This window comes from Amycolatopsis sp. N2S4-7, assembly GCF_058119595.1.
This window is the reverse complement of the sequence record NZ_CP172299.1, coordinates 4,867,898-4,883,196: the sequence shown is the minus strand read 5'-3', so window position 1 is coordinate 4,883,196 and position 15,299 is coordinate 4,867,898. Positions and strand designations below refer to the sequence as shown.

14 protein-coding genes are annotated in these 15,299 nt (G+C 72.1%); 6 read left to right on the top strand and 8 right to left on the bottom strand.

All coding sequences use genetic code 11. The annotated features are described in order from the left end of the window. Positions 1-83 precede the first annotated feature (83 nt). Together ACH54P_RS22585 and ACH54P_RS22580 are read left to right on the top strand one after the other, a co-directional pair. Positions 84-833: a DeoR/GlpR family DNA-binding transcription regulator gene (locus tag ACH54P_RS22585; protein WP_489915808.1), complete on the top strand. Its 750-nt coding sequence runs from the start codon at positions 84-86 to the stop codon at positions 831-833. After that, a complete protein-coding gene (locus ACH54P_RS22580; protein WP_489915806.1) occupies positions 830-2,110 on the top strand; it encodes a 6-phospho-beta-glucosidase in 1,281 nt (426 codons plus the stop codon). Before ACH54P_RS22585 ends, ACH54P_RS22580 begins: the two co-directional genes overlap by 4 nt. Here ACH54P_RS22580 and ACH54P_RS22575 read toward each other — a convergent pair. Continuing rightward, complete coding sequence (locus tag ACH54P_RS22575; RefSeq protein WP_489915804.1) at positions 2,107-2,832, bottom strand: nucleotidyltransferase family protein; 726 nt, start codon at positions 2,830-2,832, stop codon at positions 2,107-2,109. The two genes, ACH54P_RS22580 and ACH54P_RS22575, sit on opposite strands and share 4 nt — an antisense overlap. 10 nt (positions 2,833-2,842) lie before the next feature. Next, positions 2,843-3,547: an SDR family NAD(P)-dependent oxidoreductase gene (locus ACH54P_RS22570; RefSeq protein ID WP_489916578.1), complete on the bottom strand. Its 705-nt coding sequence runs from the start codon at positions 3,545-3,547 to the stop codon at positions 2,843-2,845. A 204-nt stretch (positions 3,548-3,751) separates the two neighbouring features. On the opposite strand from ACH54P_RS22570, the gene ACH54P_RS22565 reads away from it, so the two are divergent. Further along, positions 3,752-4,942, top strand: a complete 1,191-nt coding sequence (locus ACH54P_RS22565; RefSeq protein WP_489915802.1) for a cytochrome P450 — start codon at positions 3,752-3,754, stop codon at positions 4,940-4,942. Between the two features lie 143 nt (positions 4,943-5,085). After that, the gene (gene kstD, locus ACH54P_RS22560) at positions 5,086-6,819 is read left to right on the top strand and encodes a 3-oxosteroid 1-dehydrogenase (RefSeq protein WP_489915800.1); all 1,734 of its coding nucleotides are present in this window, start codon (positions 5,086-5,088) and stop codon (positions 6,817-6,819) included. 135 nt (positions 6,820-6,954) lie between these two features. On the opposite strand, the gene ACH54P_RS22555 is transcribed toward kstD, so the two are convergent. The 5 genes from ACH54P_RS22555 to ACH54P_RS22535 all read right to left on the bottom strand — a co-directional run bounded on the left by ACH54P_RS22555 (position 6,955) and on the right by ACH54P_RS22535 (position 12,643). Continuing rightward, the gene (locus ACH54P_RS22555) at positions 6,955-7,989 is read right to left on the bottom strand and encodes an LLM class flavin-dependent oxidoreductase (protein ID WP_489915798.1); all 1,035 of its coding nucleotides are present in this window, start codon (positions 7,987-7,989) and stop codon (positions 6,955-6,957) included. Positions 7,990-8,044: 55 nt separating this feature from the next. Further along, complete coding sequence (locus ACH54P_RS22550; RefSeq protein WP_489915796.1) at positions 8,045-9,214, bottom strand: Glu/Leu/Phe/Val dehydrogenase dimerization domain-containing protein; 1,170 nt, start codon at positions 9,212-9,214, stop codon at positions 8,045-8,047. A gap of 26 nt (positions 9,215-9,240) precedes the next feature. After that, positions 9,241-9,831, bottom strand: coding sequence for a TetR/AcrR family transcriptional regulator (locus tag ACH54P_RS22545; protein WP_489915794.1), 591 nt, complete (start codon positions 9,829-9,831; stop codon positions 9,241-9,243). 71 nt (positions 9,832-9,902) lie between these two features. Next, positions 9,903-10,742, bottom strand: coding sequence for a hypothetical protein (locus ACH54P_RS22540; RefSeq protein WP_489915792.1), 840 nt, complete (start codon positions 10,740-10,742; stop codon positions 9,903-9,905). Positions 10,743-10,945: 203 nt separating this feature from the next. After that, a complete protein-coding gene (locus ACH54P_RS22535) occupies positions 10,946-12,643 on the bottom strand; it encodes a TIGR03086 family metal-binding protein (protein ID WP_489915790.1) in 1,698 nt (565 codons plus the stop codon). An 87-nt stretch (positions 12,644-12,730) separates the two neighbouring features. Between ACH54P_RS22535 and ACH54P_RS22530 the strand changes: the two genes are divergently transcribed. Together ACH54P_RS22530 and ACH54P_RS22525 are read left to right on the top strand one after the other, a co-directional pair. After that, positions 12,731-13,360, top strand: coding sequence for a TetR/AcrR family transcriptional regulator (locus ACH54P_RS22530; protein ID WP_489915788.1), 630 nt, complete (start codon positions 12,731-12,733; stop codon positions 13,358-13,360). Between the two features lie 175 nt (positions 13,361-13,535). Then, on the top strand, positions 13,536-14,363 hold the full coding sequence (locus ACH54P_RS22525) for a hypothetical protein (RefSeq protein ID WP_489915786.1): 828 nt from the start codon (positions 13,536-13,538) through the stop codon (positions 14,361-14,363). A 62-nt stretch (positions 14,364-14,425) separates the two neighbouring features. On the opposite strand, the gene ACH54P_RS22520 is transcribed toward ACH54P_RS22525, so the two are convergent. Continuing rightward, positions 14,426-15,127, bottom strand: a complete 702-nt coding sequence (locus tag ACH54P_RS22520; protein WP_489916576.1) for a trypsin-like serine peptidase — start codon at positions 15,125-15,127, stop codon at positions 14,426-14,428. Positions 15,128-15,299: the final 172 nt, after the last annotated feature.

Below are 15,299 nucleotides of genomic sequence, written 5' to 3'. Positions count from 1 at the left end.
AGCGTGCGTCAGCCGCCCAGATTTCGCAAGAGCTGCGCAAACTCGTCCGCGGGATGAGCGAGTTTGACTGCTATGGTCGCCGGATGCTGCCCCAGCGTCGCCACGAGCTGATCCTGCGGGCCCTCCGCGCGGAGGGGCCGGCCCCGGTCGGCGTGCTGGCCGAGCGGCTCGGCGTCAGCCAGGCCACCGTGCGGCGCGACCTGGTGCACCTCGACCGCGAAGGCCGGCTGACCCGGGTCTACGGCGGTGCGATGGCGGCGCCCGACGACGACGAGCCGTTCGCGCACGTGGCCGCCGAGCGGGCCGGCGAAAAGGACGCCGTCGCCCGCCGCGCGGCGAGCCTGGTCGCCGACGGCGACACCGTGCTCCTCGACATCGGCACCACCGCGCACCGGCTGGCGCGGCACCTGCGCGACCGCGCGCTGACCGTGATCACCAGCAGCCTCGCCGTCTACGAAGAGCTGAAGGACGCCGAGGACGTCCAGCTCGTCCTGCTGGGTGGCGTGGTGCGCCGCAGTTACCACTCGATGGTGGGATTCCTGACGGAGGACGCGCTGCGCCAGGTGCGCGCGGACACCGTCTTCCTCGGCGCCAGCGGCGTCCGGGGCGACGGCCACGTGATGGACTCGACGGTCGTCGAGGTACCGGTGAAGCGGGCGATGGTCGCCGCGGCCGACCGCGTGGTGCTGCTCGCCGACGCCGGCAAGTTCCCCGGCACCGGGCTGGCCAGGGTCTGCGGCCCGGACGCGCTCGACGTCGTCGTCACCAGCGCCGGAGCCGACGAACCGACCTGCGCGGCCCTGGGCGAAGCCGGCGTCGAGGTGCTGCGGTGAGGCTCGCGATCCTCGGCGGCGGCGGGTTCCGCGTGCCGCTGGTGCACGGCGCGCTGCTGGCCGACCGGAGCGTCACCGAGCTGGTCCTGCACGACGTCGACGCCGGCCGCCTCGCCGCGGTCGAACGCGTCCTCGCCGAGCAGGCCGCGGGGGTGCCCGGCGCCCCGGGCGTGCGCACCACCACCGACCTCGCCACCGCACTGTCCGATGTGGACTTCGTGTTCTCGGCCGTGCGCGTGGGCGGCCTGCGCGGCCGCCGGCTGGACGAGCGGATCGCGGCCGCGGAAGGCGTGCTGGGCCAGGAAACCGTGGGCGCGGGCGGAATAGCCTACGGGCTGCGGACGGTCCCGGTCGCCGTCGCCCTCGCGCGGGCGATCGGGGAGCTGGCACCGCGCGCGTGGGTCATCAACTTCACCAACCCCGCCGGCATGGTCACCGAAGCGATGGCGGAGCACCTCGGCGGCCGGGTGATCGGCATCTGCGACTCACCCGTGGGGTTGTGCCGCCGCGTCGCCCGCGCCCTCGGGATCGACCCGGCGGCGGCCTGGTTCGACTACGCGGGCCTCAACCACCTGGGCTGGCTCCGCGCGGTCCGCGTCGGCGGTGAAGACGTCCTCCCGCGGTTGCTCGCCGACACCGGCGCGCTGGAGTCGTTCGAGGAAGGGAAGCTCTTCGGCGCTCCCTGGTTGCGTGCGCTCGGTGCGGTGCCGAACGAGTACCTGCACTATTACTACTTCGCGCGCGAGGCGCTCGGTTCGGCGTCGCGCGGCGCTTTCCTGCTGGAGCAGCAACGCGGCTTCTACGCGGAACCCTCGCTGGCTTCGTGGGAGCGCACACGCTTGGAGCGCGAAGCGACGTACATGGCCGAGACGCGCGAAGGGGAGCGTGACGATCTCGAGGGTGGCGGCTACGAGAAGGTCGCGCTGGCGTTGATGCGGGCCATCGCCCACGGCGAGCGCACGACGCTGATCCTCAACGTCCGCAACGGGTCCGCGCTTCCTGGCGTGCCGGGGGACGCGGTCGTCGAGCTGCCGTGCGTGGTCGACGCGAACGGCGCCCGGCCGCTCGCCGCCGGGCCGCTCCCGGACCACGCGTTGGGTCTCGTGACCGCGGTCAAGGCGGTCGAGCGCGCGACGATCGAGGCGGCGGCGACGGGTTCGCGGGACGCGGCGCTGCGGGCGTTCGCGCTGCACCCCCTGGTCGATTCGGTCTCCGTGGCCCGGCGGCTGCTCGACGGCTACCTCGCCGCGCACCCGGAACTCGCTTACCTGGCTTAGGAAATCTCGCGCAGGAGCGGTGCCAGGCGGGTGGCCAGGTCGGCGTCGACCTGCTCGATCTCGCCGATGTACAGCTCGATGACGGCGTGGAAAGCCCGCTTGGCGTCGCTCAGTTCGCGGACGAGCGTGGCTTCGAACGGACCGGTGACCTCGGCGGGCAGCTGGTCCAGGCCGCGGCCCTCGACCGCCGGCACGCCGTGGCGCAGGCAGGCCAGCGCCAGTGCGTACTCCCGGACCCGGCTGATCATGTACTCGGCCTGCCAGCCGCGGCCGCGTTCAATGCTCGACCGCGCGTGCAACGCGTGCAGCCAGGCCAGGTCGATCAGCCGGCGCGCGTCCGGCGGCGGGGTCGCCGGACGGTCCTGCGCCGTCCCGAACAGCAGCCGGAACTTCGGCGTGGTCGCGCCGAAGTCCGCGGCCGGCCAGAACGCCAGGTCGACCTGGAGGGTGTTCGCCAGCAGGAAAACGCGGAACACCGTCCGCTCGAACACGACGTCCAGGTGGTGCACCGCGCCGTGCTCGCGGTACATCCGGGCGGTGAAGTCCGCGAGCACCGGCTCGGGGTCGCCGTCGACGGCGAAGGCGAGGTCGATGTCCGACCACGCGTCTTCGGCGTCGAGCGCGGCCGAGCCGGTGAGCGCGGCGCCGGTGACGCGCCCGTCCGACCGGGCCGCGTCGACCAGGGCGTCGCGGAGCAGGGTCCGATCCCCCGGGGTGAACATGATCCCCAGACTAGACGGCCGCCATCGCGTTGAACTCCGCTTCGGCCTCCTCGCGGCCGGTGTACAGGGACCACGCCTTGCCGGCGATGTCGTCCGGGTTCAGTGTTCCCGGCGTGAACCCGTGGTCCTGGGACGTGAACATCCGGTGGATGTCGCCGCGCTCGATGAGGCCGCCGATCGTCAACGCCCCGGCGTAGACGCCCGTTTCGCGCAGGGCCGCGTGGAGCGTCAGGACGTACATGCGCAGCGCCGCCGACGCCGGGGCGAGGCTGCCGAGCATCGGCATCGGGTACTTGCCGCTCAGGCCGCCGGCGAAGAGCAAGGAGCCCGAGCCGCGCTCCAACATCCCGGGCAGGACGGCTTCGACCAGCCTCGCCGCCGGGAGCACGAGGGACTCGAACGGCCCGCGCAGGTCGCTCGCCCCGGCTTCGGTGAGCGGTGTGATGCCCGGGCCGGCCGTGGCGTCGGCCGGCCCGAAGTACACCGTGTCGATCTCGCCGGCTTCGGCCGTGATGCGGGCGAGGACCGCCCGGAGCTGGGCGTCGTCGGTCACGTCGGCGGCGTAGGTGTGCGTGGTGACGCCCGCCAGGGACTCGCGGTACGCCGCGTGCCGGGCGTCGGTGCGCGAGACCAGCGCCGTCGTAAAGCCTTCGCGGCCGAAGCGGCGGGCGATCGACAGGCCGAGTCCGGGCCCGGCACCCAGGACGGCGATCACTTTCGGCAAGGGATCCTCCTCGAAGAGAACTTGAGACTGTCCTCAACTTATCCACAACATGAGGCAGTCGTCAACTTGTATGTCCACAAGGGACGGACGGGACGCCCGGAGGGGCGGCCGTCCGGGCGAAATTCCGCGTCCGGCCGGGTCTTGCACGGCGCCACGCCTTCCGCCACGCCGAGCGCGGCGCTCATCATCGGCGCCATGACCGCTGCCTACCCCGCCGAGAAGGACCATCCCGCCGTCCCGCTGGGGGCGGTTTACGCCGGCCACCCGCCGGTGTCCCGGATCGCGTTCCCGAGCGGGCACGAAGGCTGGCTCGTGACGCGGTACGACGACGTCCGCACGGTCTTCTCCGACCCGCGGTTCAGCCGCAAGCTGCTGTACCCGGGCGCGCCGTGCCTCATCGAGCCGGGCGACTTCTCGACCGGTGAGCACAGCATCCTCAACATGGACCCGCCCGACCACACGCGCCTGCGGCGGCTTTCGGCGCAGGCGTTCACCGTCCGCCGGATCGCCGCGCTGCGGCCGCGGATCCAGGAGCTCGCCGACGAGCTGGCCGCGGCGCTCGTCGCGCACGGCCCGCCTGCCGACCTGGTCGAGGAGTTCGCCTTCCCGCTGCCGACCGCGGTCATGTGCGAGCTGCTCGGCGTCCCGTTCGCCGGCCGCGAGCGGTTCCGGCAGTGGTCACGGGTGATCGTCACGCCGATGCAGCACACGCCGGCCGACGTCGAGCGAGCGCGCCGGGACGGTGCCCAGGACATGGCCGAGCTGGTCGCGGCCAAGCGGACCCGCCCGGCGGAGGACTTCCTGAGCGCTCTCGTGCACGCCCGGGACGAGGACGGGGACCGCCTCACCGAACCGGAGCTGATCGACCTCGCGACGCAGCTGCTGCTCGCCGGGCACGAGACGACGGTCAGCCTGATCGCGTCCGGCGTCGTCCTGCTGTGCCGGCACCCGGAGCAGCTCGCGGCGTTGCGCGCCGATCCCGCGCTGACGCCGGGCGCGGTCGAGGAGATCATGCGCTACGACGGCCCGGTCGACTCGTCGCTGCTGCGCGTGGCGCTCGAAGACGTCGAGCTGGGCGGCGTGCTCGTGCGCCGGGGCGAAGCCGTGCTGGCGCACGTCGGCGCCGCCAACCGCGACGAGAACGTGTTCCCGGACGCGACCGCGTTCGACATCCGCCGCAAGGACGCGCCGCAGCTCGGCTTCGGGCACGGCGTCCACTTCTGCCTCGGCGCCGCGCTGGCCCGGCTGGAGGGCGAGATCGCCCTGCGGACGCTGCTCGACCGGCTGCCCGGCCTGGACCTGGCCGTGTCATCGGAAACGATCGCCTGGCGGCCGCCGCTGTCGGTGCGCGGACCCGAAGAGGTGCCGGTGACCTGGACGGCCTGACCCTGCGCCGAATGCCGTCCGTGGTTGGCGCGACCGGTCCAATGTGGCCGTCCGCGGCTGCTCCAAGCGGGTAGAACCTGTTCCAGTTCAGTGCTGGTGCCGAGATCATGGCCCTCGCCGTTCCGCGAGCGAGGAGTGTGGCCATGGACGCCGACCTGACCCGCCGCCAGATCCTGCGTGGCACCGCCGCGGGCGTGGGCCTCGCCGTGACGTCCGGGCTCGCGGCGGCGCCGTCCGCGGGCGCCGCGCCGCTGCTGGGCGAGTACGACGTCGTCGTGGTCGGCTCCGGCGCGGCGGGGATGACCGCGGCGCTGACGGCGGCCAAGCGGGGCCTGAGCGTCGTCGTGGTCGAGAAGGCGCCGACGTTCGGCGGCTCCGCGGCCCGCTCCGGCGCCGGCATCTGGATCCCGAACAACCCGGTGCTGCTCGCCGCCGGCGTGCCGGACACGCCGGCGAAGGCCGCGCAGTACCTCGCCGCCGTCGTCGGCCCCGAGGTGCCGGCCGCGCGGCAGGAGGCGTTCCTGCGCAACGGCCCGGAGATGATCGCGTTCGTCATGGCGAACAGCCCGCTGCGGTTCCGCTGGATGGAGGACTACAGCGACTACTACCCGGAGCTGCCGGGCGGCCTGCCCAACGGCCGGTCGATCGAGCCGGACCAGCTCGACGGGAACGTGCTCGGCGCCGAGCTGGCGCACCTCAACCCGCCCTACCTCGCGACGCCGGCCGGGATGGTCGTGTTCAGCGCCGACTACAAGTGGCTGAACCTCGCCGCGGTGAACGCCAAGGGGGCCGCGGTCGCCGCCGCCTGCCTCGCCCGCGGCACGGCCGCCGCGCTGGCCGGGCAGAAGCCGCTCACCATGGGCCAGTCCCTCGCCGCGGGCCTGCGGGCGGGCCTGCTCGCGGCGAACGTCCCGGTGTGGCTGAACACCCCGCTCGTCGACCTGAACGTCGAAAACGGCGCCGTCACCGGGGTCCTGGTGCCACAGGGGCTGGTGCGCGCCCGCCGCGGCGTGATCGTCGGTTCGGGCGGGTTCGAGCACAACGCCGCGATGCGCGCGCAGTACCAGCGGCAGCCGATCGGCACCGCCTGGACCGTGGGGGCCAAGGAGAACACGGGTGACGGTCACCGCGCCGGGCAGCGCGCCGGCGCCGCGCTCGACCTGATGGACGACGCCTGGTGGGGCCCGGCGATCCCGACGCCCGGCGACCCGTACTTCTGCCTGGCCGAGCGCACCCTGCCCGGCGGGCTGATCGTGAACCAGGCCGGGAAGCGGTTCGTCAACGAAGCCGCGCCCTACAGCGACGTCGTGCACACCATGTACGACAAGAACCCGACGGCGCCGGACATCCCGGCGTGGCTGGTGGTCGACCAGAACTACCGGAACAAGTACCTGTTCCGCGACATCCTGCCGCTGCTGCCGTTCCCGGACGCCTGGTACTCGGCGGGCGCGGTCTTCAAGGCGTCGAGCATCTCGGACCTGGGTGCGAAGATCGGCGTGCCGCCGGCCGCCCTGAAGTCCACTGTGGACCGCTTCAACGGCTTCGCCTGGTCCGGCGTCGACACCGACTTCCGGCGCGGCGCGAGCGCGTACGACCACTACTACACGGATCCGCTGGTGCTGCCGAACTCCTGCCTCGCGCCGCTGTGGGCGCCGCCGTTCTACGCGCTCAAGCTCGTCCCCGGCGACCTCGGCACGAAGGGCGGCATGCGCACGGACGCCCGGGCGCGCGTGCTCCGCCCGGACGGGTCCGTGATCCGCGGCCTGTACGCGGCCGGCAACGCGAGCGCGGCGGTGATGGGCCACAGCTACGCCGGCGCCGGCTCGACCATCGGCCCGGCGATGACGTTCGGCTACATCGCCGCGAACGACGTCTAGAAGCGGGCGTAAGCCGATCCGTCGGCCAGGGTGCACGTGTTCGACCGTGAGGCCGTGGTCGGTGAACCTGGCGAGGTTCGCCGGTGACCCGGTCGATGCGGGAGAGGCGGTTGCCCGGGACGACGTCCCTGAACATCACCTCTGGAACTCCTTCTCCACCAACGGGAGCACCTCGGTGCCGAGGAGTTCGATGGCCCGCATGACGTCGGCGTGCGGCACGCCGGACCAGTCCATCTGCAGCGCGTACCGGTCCGCGCCGGTGAGCTTGCCGACCTCGATGAGCCGCTCGGCGATCTCCTGCGGGCTCCCGACGAACAAGGCCTGGGCGTCACGCGTGTACTCGTCGTACTCGGCGCGGGTCGGGACCGCCCAGCCGCGGGCCTTCGCCCCGTACTTCATCGTTTCGAGCCAGTACGGGTAGAACTTCTCCTTGGCGTCCTGCGAGTTCGGCGCGACGAAGCCGATCGCGCTCATGGTGACGTGCAGGTCGGCCGGGTCCTGCTCGCCGGCCTCGCCGGCGCGGCGGTAGAGGTCGACCAGCGGGGCGAAGCGCTCGGGGCGGCCGCCGATCACGGCGTACACCACCGGCAGGCCGAGCAGGCCCGCGCGGATCGAGGACTCGGGGTTGCCGCCGGTGCCGATCGAGATGCGCAGGCGCTCGCCGTAGGGCCGGGGCAGGATCCGCGCGTTCTCCAGCGGCGGGCGGAACTTGCCGGACCAGGTCAGCGGGTCCTCGCGGTCGATGCGCAGGAGCAGCGCCAGCTTCTCGTCGAACAGCTCGTCGTAGTCGCCGAGGTCGTTGCCGAACAGCGGGAACGACTCGGTGAACGACCCGCGCCCGGCGAGCAGCTCGGCGCGGCCGTGGCTGAGCTGGTCGAGGGTGGTGAACTGCTGGTAGACGCGGACCGGGTCCTCGGTGCTCAGCACCGTCACGGCCGAGCTCAGCGTGATCCGGCTGGTGATGCTCGCCGCCGCGGCCAGCACCGTGCCCGGGTTCGAGATCGCGTACTGGTCGAGGTGGTGCTCGCCGAGGCCGTAGAAGCCGAGGCCCAGCTCATCGGCGAGCTTGATCCGCTCGAGGGTGTCGGCCAGCGTCTGCGCGACGGTGGGCTGCTCGCCGGTGTGCGGGTCCGGCGCGCGGTCGCCGAAGCTGTAGATCCCGAGTTTCATAGAGCGTTCAACTATCTGGGGGTCCGATTCGTTCCCCGGCCCTCGGCCCCGGCCTTCAGCCGAAGCGGGCCTGGATGGCCGCCAGGTTCTTCTCCGACAGCTGCAGCGCGGCGGCGCGCAGGCTCAGGCCGTCCAGGGTGGCGACCTCGAACATCCTGGTCACGAGCTCGTGCATCCGGGCCCGCACCTTGCCGAACGCCTCGTCGGCGTCCGCGTCGACGTCACCGAAGAGCGTCCACCACCACCAGGAGTTGGTCGCCGAGTTGGCCACGAAGTCCGGCAGCACGTGGATGCCGCGGGCGTCGAGGAGCTCTTCGGCGTCCGCGGTGACCGGCATGTTGGCGGCCTCGACGATGAGCTTCGCGCCGATCTTGGCCTGGTTGTCGCTGTCGACGCAGTAGGAGATCGCCGCCGGCACCAGCACCTCGGCCGGCACGTCCAGCCACGCTTCGGGCGGCAGGAGCTCGTCGCCCGGCTTCAGGTTGTCGCGGTCGATCCCGCCGAAGCGGTCGCGGTGCCGCAGCAGGTTCTCGACGTCGAGGCCGCCGGGGTTGGCGACGACCCCGCGGACGTCCGAGACCCCGACCACCTGCAGGCCGGCCTCGGCGAGGAACCGCGCGGTGGCGCCGCCCATCGAGCCGAAGCCCTGGACGACCGCGCGATTCGGTCCCCGGAGCCCGAGCAGCTCGAGCCCGGTGAGCGTGGCCTGGGCGACGCCGAGGCCGCCGACCAGCTCGTCGAGCCCCAGGCCGCCGACCTCGATCCGGAACGCTTCGGCGAGCCGCGCGGTCGCCGCCTCCTGGTCTTCGAGCAGGGGGTAGATCGCCTGCACCGAGCTGAGCAGGCCGATCTCCGCGATCACGCCGTCGATGACGTCCTGGCGCAGGCCGAGGTCCTCGCCCATGGTCCAGTACCGCTCGATCAGCGGCCGCATGGCGTGCAGGTAGCGGGCGACGACGTCGCGGGCGCGCTCGTCGTACGGGTCGAAGTCGATGCCGCCCTTGGCGCCGCCGAGCGGGACGTACCGGCCGTCCGGGTCGTAGTTGAGGCCCTCCTTGAGCGTCATGCCCCTGGCCAGGCCGCGGACTTCGAAGAGCGTGCAGCCGCGGCGCATCCGCAGGCCGCCGCTGGCCACGCCGCGGACGAGGCGGTCGATCACCAGGTAGCCGCGGCACCCGGTGACCGGGTCGGTCCACGCCACTTCGAGCAACGCGGGTTCGGTCATCGCCCCTCCCGATCCTGATCCGCCGGTCAAGAGCGGAGGCCGAGTTCGTGCGCCAGCGCCTGCTCGACCCACCGGGCGCAGTCGCCGGCGGTGACGGTGCCTTCGCGCGCGATGACCTGCACCGCGAGCCCGTCGAGCAACGCCGTCAGCCGCCACGCCGCCCCGTGCGGGTCCGGGCACCGGAACACCCCGGCACCGACGCCTTCGGCGATCAACGCGACGACGGCGTCGCGCCACCGGAGGTCGAGCCGCTGCAGCACGGCCCGCAGCTGCGGATCGCGCATCGCGGCGGCGCCCGCTTCGATCCACAGCTTCCAGCCGTTGGCGGGCGGGGCGGGCCCGTACAGCGTCAGAACGGCGCGCAGGCGGGCGTCGACGGGGCCGCCGCGGTCGAGTTCGTCGCGCAGGTTCGCGAGGTCCCGCTCCGCGGCCTGCCGGAACGCCTCGATGATGAGCGCTTCGAGGGTGCCGAAGTGGTAGAAGATCAGGGCGGTGCTGACGTCGAGGGCCTGAGCCACATCGGCGGCCCGCACCCCGGCGATGCCCCGGGCCCGGATCTGTTCGAGCGCGGCGAGCACGATCTCCTCCCGCCGCACCGCAACCGCCTTCCGCATCATGCGGCCACCGTACCGAGGCCCACCGCGCGACGGCAGGCGCCGGATGTCGGTTTCCGCGGCTGACCGCGCGGTCAGGAGCGGAGTTCGGTGATGAGGGTGCGCAGCCAGGGTTCGGCCATGGCGGGTTCGGTGGTGATCGTCTGGACGAGCCGGTCGCGCAGAGCGGCGGTCCGCCCGGCGGCGACGAGCGCGAAGGCTTCGGCCAGCGCGCGGCGGGTCCGCTTGCCGTGGTCGGGGGTCCGGACGGTCTCGTCGGTCCAGCGCTGCCGGGGAAACGACGGCGTCAGCTTCGGCTGGTCGTTGCCGAAGTAGAACCAGACGTCCCGGGCGAGCGAGACGTTGCGGACGGCCTGCGCGGGCAGCTCGGCCGGCCACGTCACGTCTTCTTGCCAGCGCCAGGCGTCCGGCCGGATCGGCTGCCGCAGGGTGACGCCGAGGAACCGCAGCTTCCGGCGGATCACCTGCCAGGCTTCCCGTTCCTCGTCGATCCACCGCCGCAGCTGGAGGTAGAGCTCGGTGAAGGTATCGCCTTCGTAGACGAGATCGACGAACACGGTCGGCCGGGTACCGCGGGCAAGCGCATACGGCGTGATCCCCGCGGCGGCCAGGTTTTCGCGCAGCAGGGCGACGTCTTGGGGGTCGAAGCCCCGCCGTGGCTTGAGGGACATCGGCAGGTGGTGGACGCGGTCGTGCCACGAGGTGCGTTCGAGCGCGCCGCCGAGGAGGTCGTGCATGCTGTCCAGCGAGCGGCCGACGAAGTGGAGTTCGCCGTTGCCGCAGCGGGCCAGGACCTTGGCGGTGCAGGGGGTGAGGTTGTCGAGGAACCAGAGGTCGGGTTCTTCGACGTCGTCGAGGAGCGTCCCGACCTGGTCGGGACGCACCAGGTCCCACCGGAACGGTCGGTTCGTCATGAAGGCAGGTTAGATTCGGGAATCGTTGGGCAGCAACGGATTTTCGGGCGCATAGTGGGGGCGGGGGTGGCCGCGCAGGACGAAGACTCGACGGGACGGTCCGGCTTGCGTTCGGCCGATGCACGGGAAGAGAACAAACTCCCGGCACGCGCGAGTTTGCCGGGCAACCGCAATCGCGGCTCCCGGCAAACTCGGCGTCGTCGTCAGGCGGTCCACAGTGGATCGCGGCCCAGGTACCGAAGCAGGGCCGACGCCGCGTCGTCGTCTGCGGCAGGCTCCAGAGCCGGGGCGTAGGCGAACCCACGCAACGGTTCTGCGAGCTCCTTCGCCACCGGCAGCAGCGCCTCCGCCAGTTCCGGGGTCAGCGGGGACGGCTGGCCCGTCGCCACGGCGATGTCCCATGCGTGGACCGCCGCGTCCAGGGCTGCCGCTCCTGCCGCTAGCTGGGCCGGGAGGGCGCCCTGCGGGAGGGGCGTCGGGACCGCTGTCGCCGAACGGGGGACCGTCGCGAACGCTGCCGTGGCGGCGCACAGGGTCGGCTCCAGGAAGTCCGTGGCCGCGCCCGTCAGCTCGCCGGAGGGGGAGAACGGGTCGAAGTCGGGGCCGGGGTTGCCCGTGATGAACGCCGCGTAGCCCAGCTGGTCGCCCGCCGCGTGCTGGAGGACCTGCGTCACGTTCCACGCCGAGCACGGCGTCGGAGCCGACCACTCCGTGACGCCCGCGACCGCCGATCGCAGGGCTTCGTGGGCCGATGCCAGGATCGGCCAGGACGGCAAGCCCGCGAAGAACCGGCGGATGTCGGCGACCAGGACCTCCGGGGCCTCGTGCGCCGAGTAGTGGCCGGCCGCGTCGCGGGGGCCGCCGGCGGAACTGCTGGTGTCGTAGGAGTTCCAGCTGACGATGTTCGCGTGGTCGCGCTCGGCGAACCGGCGGATCGACTGGAAGTCGCCGGCGAACATCGCCAGGCCCGTCGGGACCGTCGTCGGACCCTCCGGGTGTGACGTCGTGTGCGCGTCCTCGTAGTAGAAGCGGATCGACGAGCCGCCGGTGCGCGTCAGCCAGTACAGCGCCACGTTCGCGAGCACGAAGTCGGCGTCCAGGTGCTCGCCGAACAGCTGGGCGTTCCACGCCAGCAGGCCCAGCGGCGAGTCCGCGAGCGCGAACGCCAGCGTGTGCGGCTGCTGGCTGTGCAAGGTGTTGAAGGAGAACATGTTCTCGTAGAACCACTGCAGGTGCGCGAGCGCGGCCTGGTCGGCTTCGCTCAGGTCCGCCATCTCGGCCGGGTCGCCCGACGGGAACGAGAACAGCTGCGTGACGTGCACGCCGACAACCTTCTCCGGCGCGAGCCTGCCGATCTCCGGCGAGATCATCGACCCCGCGTCGTTGCCCGCCGCGCCGTACGACTCGTAGCCCAGGCGGCTCATCAGCTCCGCCCACGCGGCCGCCGTGCGGTGCGTGCCCCAGCCCGCCGACCGGGTCGGGCCCGAGAAGCCGAAGCCCGGCAGTGACGGGATGACCAGGTGGAACGCCGGCTCCTCCGCCGACTCCGGTTCGGTCAGCGGGCCGATGACGTCGAGGTACTCGACGATCGACCCCGGCCAGCCGTGCGTCAGGACCAGCGGGGTCGCGTCCGCCCGCGAAGACCGGACGTGCAGGAAGTGGATCGTCTCGCCGTCGATCTCCGTGACGAACTGCGGGTACGCGTTCAGCCGCGCCTCGAAGGCGCGCCAGTCGAACTTCTCCAGCCAGTGCTCGGCCAGCGCGCGGACCCGCTCGTTCGTGACGCCGTACTCGGCGGGCAGCTCGTCCGGCCACAGCGCCCGGGTCAGCCGGTCACGCAGGTCGTCGAGGGCGGACTGGGGGATCTCGGCGCGGAACGGACGGAGGGTGGGGACCGACATCTCTGGCTCCTCGGAAGACTGGAACGGAATGCTTCGTTCCGAACTGTAGCAGAGCGGAACGATCCGTTCCAGTGGTAATCTCGGCCCATGCCCGAGACAGCCCTGCCCGGCCGCCGCGGCCAGGCCGCCCGCAACGACGTCGTCATCCTCGACGCGGCCCGCCAGGTCTTCCTGGTGGACCCGAAAGCCCCGATCTCGCACGTCGCCGAGCGCGCGGGTGTCGGGATCAGCGCGCTCTACCGCCGGTACCCGAGCAAGGAGACGCTGCTCTGCCGGCTCTGCCACGACGGGCTCCGCACCTACATCGCCGAAGCCGAGGCCGCCGCGGAGGAGCCGGACGGCTGGGCGGCGCTGACCGGGTTCCTCAACCGGGTCGTGGACGCCGACGTGCACTCGCTGACCGTCCACCTCGCGGGCACCTTCACCCCGACGCCCGACATGGGCGAGGACGCGCGCCGGGCGAACGAGCTGACGAAGGACCTGGTCGAGCGGGCGCGCGAAACCGGGCGCCTCCGCCGCGACGCCGTCACCGAAGACCTCGGCATGATCCTCGAGTGCTGCGCGGCGATCCGCGTCGACGACCCGGAGCGCACCGCCCAGCTGCGGCGCCGCTACCTCGCGCTGCTCGTCGAGGGACTGGCGGCCGACGGCGCCCCGGACCTGCCCGGCCCGCCCCCGCGTCCCGGTGAGATGAACGGCCGCTGGCGTCCGTCCTGACGGCGGTGCGCGGCGCGTCCGGATGGCGGTAACGAATTCCGGGAGTGCGACGACTGAACAGCGTCGGTGTCCGCAAAAGACCACGCAACATCTGTCAGAGCGCCATTCCTCGGACTGAAACAGCGAGATCACGACTATGCAACGAAGCTGGCGAAGGACCACGATTCTGTCCTCGGTGGCCGCACTGGCCACGGCGTTCATCGCGATGGCGCCCGTGGCGCAGGCGGCGCCGCCCACCAGTTCTGTCGAAGTCAGTCCCACTACCGTGCTCCCGGGACAGACATTCACCGTCACCCAAACCATTTACAACGACCGCGATTTCACGGTGACGTTCGCGAAGGGCGCCATTTACGGCACGCCGACCGCGATCGTCGACGTCGTCGACGTCGTGTCCTGCACCAACACGACGGCGGTCGGCTGTTTCCAGGCCGGGAGCAGTTACCGCGCCGCGTTCGGCGACCTCGAGGCGGGCGGCACGAGGACCACGGTGTGGACCCTGCGCGTCAAGGACACCGCGGCACCGGGGCAGTTCACGCTGCAGCACCAGTTCGTCGGCGACAACTACGCCTTCGAAACCTTCGACGGGCCGGTCATCACGATCGGCAACCCGGCGACGAACGCCGACGTCAAGGTCGCGCTCGCCGCGTCCGGGCACGGCGGGCTGAACGCGCGCATCGACTACACGCTGACCATGACGAACAACGGCCCGTCGGCCGCGTCCGGGATCCGGGTCGTGGCCACGTATCCGGCGGCCCTGTCCTTCGCCGGCGGGACCGGGTGCGCCCGGGTCGGCACCACCCGCTCGGTGAACTGTGACGTCGCTTCGCTGGCTTCAGGTGCTTCGGCGACGGCGAAGTTCTCGGTGAACGGCGGCCTGCTCGCGCTCGGTTCGTACACCACGACCGCCGTGCGGACGGCCAGTTCGCCGGCGGATCCCAACACCGCCAACGACAGCGCGTCGAAAACGTGCTCGGCGCTGACCGGGCTCATCGTGACCTGCTGAAGGTTCGCGAGAGGTGAACCGGGCTCGTGTCCTCCGCCAGGGACGCGGGCCCGGTTTCGCGTTCACCCGGTGACCGAGGCGTACAGCTTCGCGATGTCGTCGTCGAAGTAGGCGCTGTAGGAGACGTCCGGGGTGTCGCCGCCGAGCTGGTAGCCGCCGATCACCCCGATGACGGCGCCGTCGGTGACCCACGGGCCGCCGCTGGTGCCATCCGGGAAACCGGGACACGCCACCCGCAGTTGATAGGTGTCGGACCGCGTCGTGGTCCCGGCGCAGACCACCGCAGAATCGCTCGTATCGGGGTAACCCGTGAGGGTGATCCGGTGCTCGAATCCGCGATCCGTGCCGAGCACGTTCGCGCCGGTGAGGCTTTCCAGCGACGCCGGGTTTCCGGTCTGCCGGACGGTGAGGAACGCGAAATCCAGATCCGGGTCGGCCGACGAAGTCCAGCCGTCGGCGACGGCGACCGAGGTCACCGTCCACATTCCCAGCGGCGCGACGCCGTCGCGATAACCCGGCGCGAAAGCCATCCCGTCCTTGACGCAGTGGGCGGCGGTCAGCACGAGGTCGCCGGTGGTGGAGTGGACGACGCTCGCCGTGCAGAAATGGCTCCCGTCCGCGAACAAAGCGCCGACCGGCCCGGCCGGGGCAGCCGGCGCAGGAGCAGCCGGCGCGGTCGGGGCGGTGACCGGGGTGCCCGCGGCGTAGGCGTCGTCGGTGGTCGTGCCCGCGCCGACAGCGAGGCCGGTGCCCAGCACCAGCATCGCCGTCGCGGCCACGAGCACGGGCCGGAGGAACTTGATCGCCACGACTCCAGATCACCACACCGGCGGCGGATCGGCAGCGCGCGGAGCCGGATGCACAGTGACTTCACAGCCCGGCTTCACAGCCCGAAAGCGCGGACTTCGGCGCAGGACGTCCGCGGGACCGGCGGGC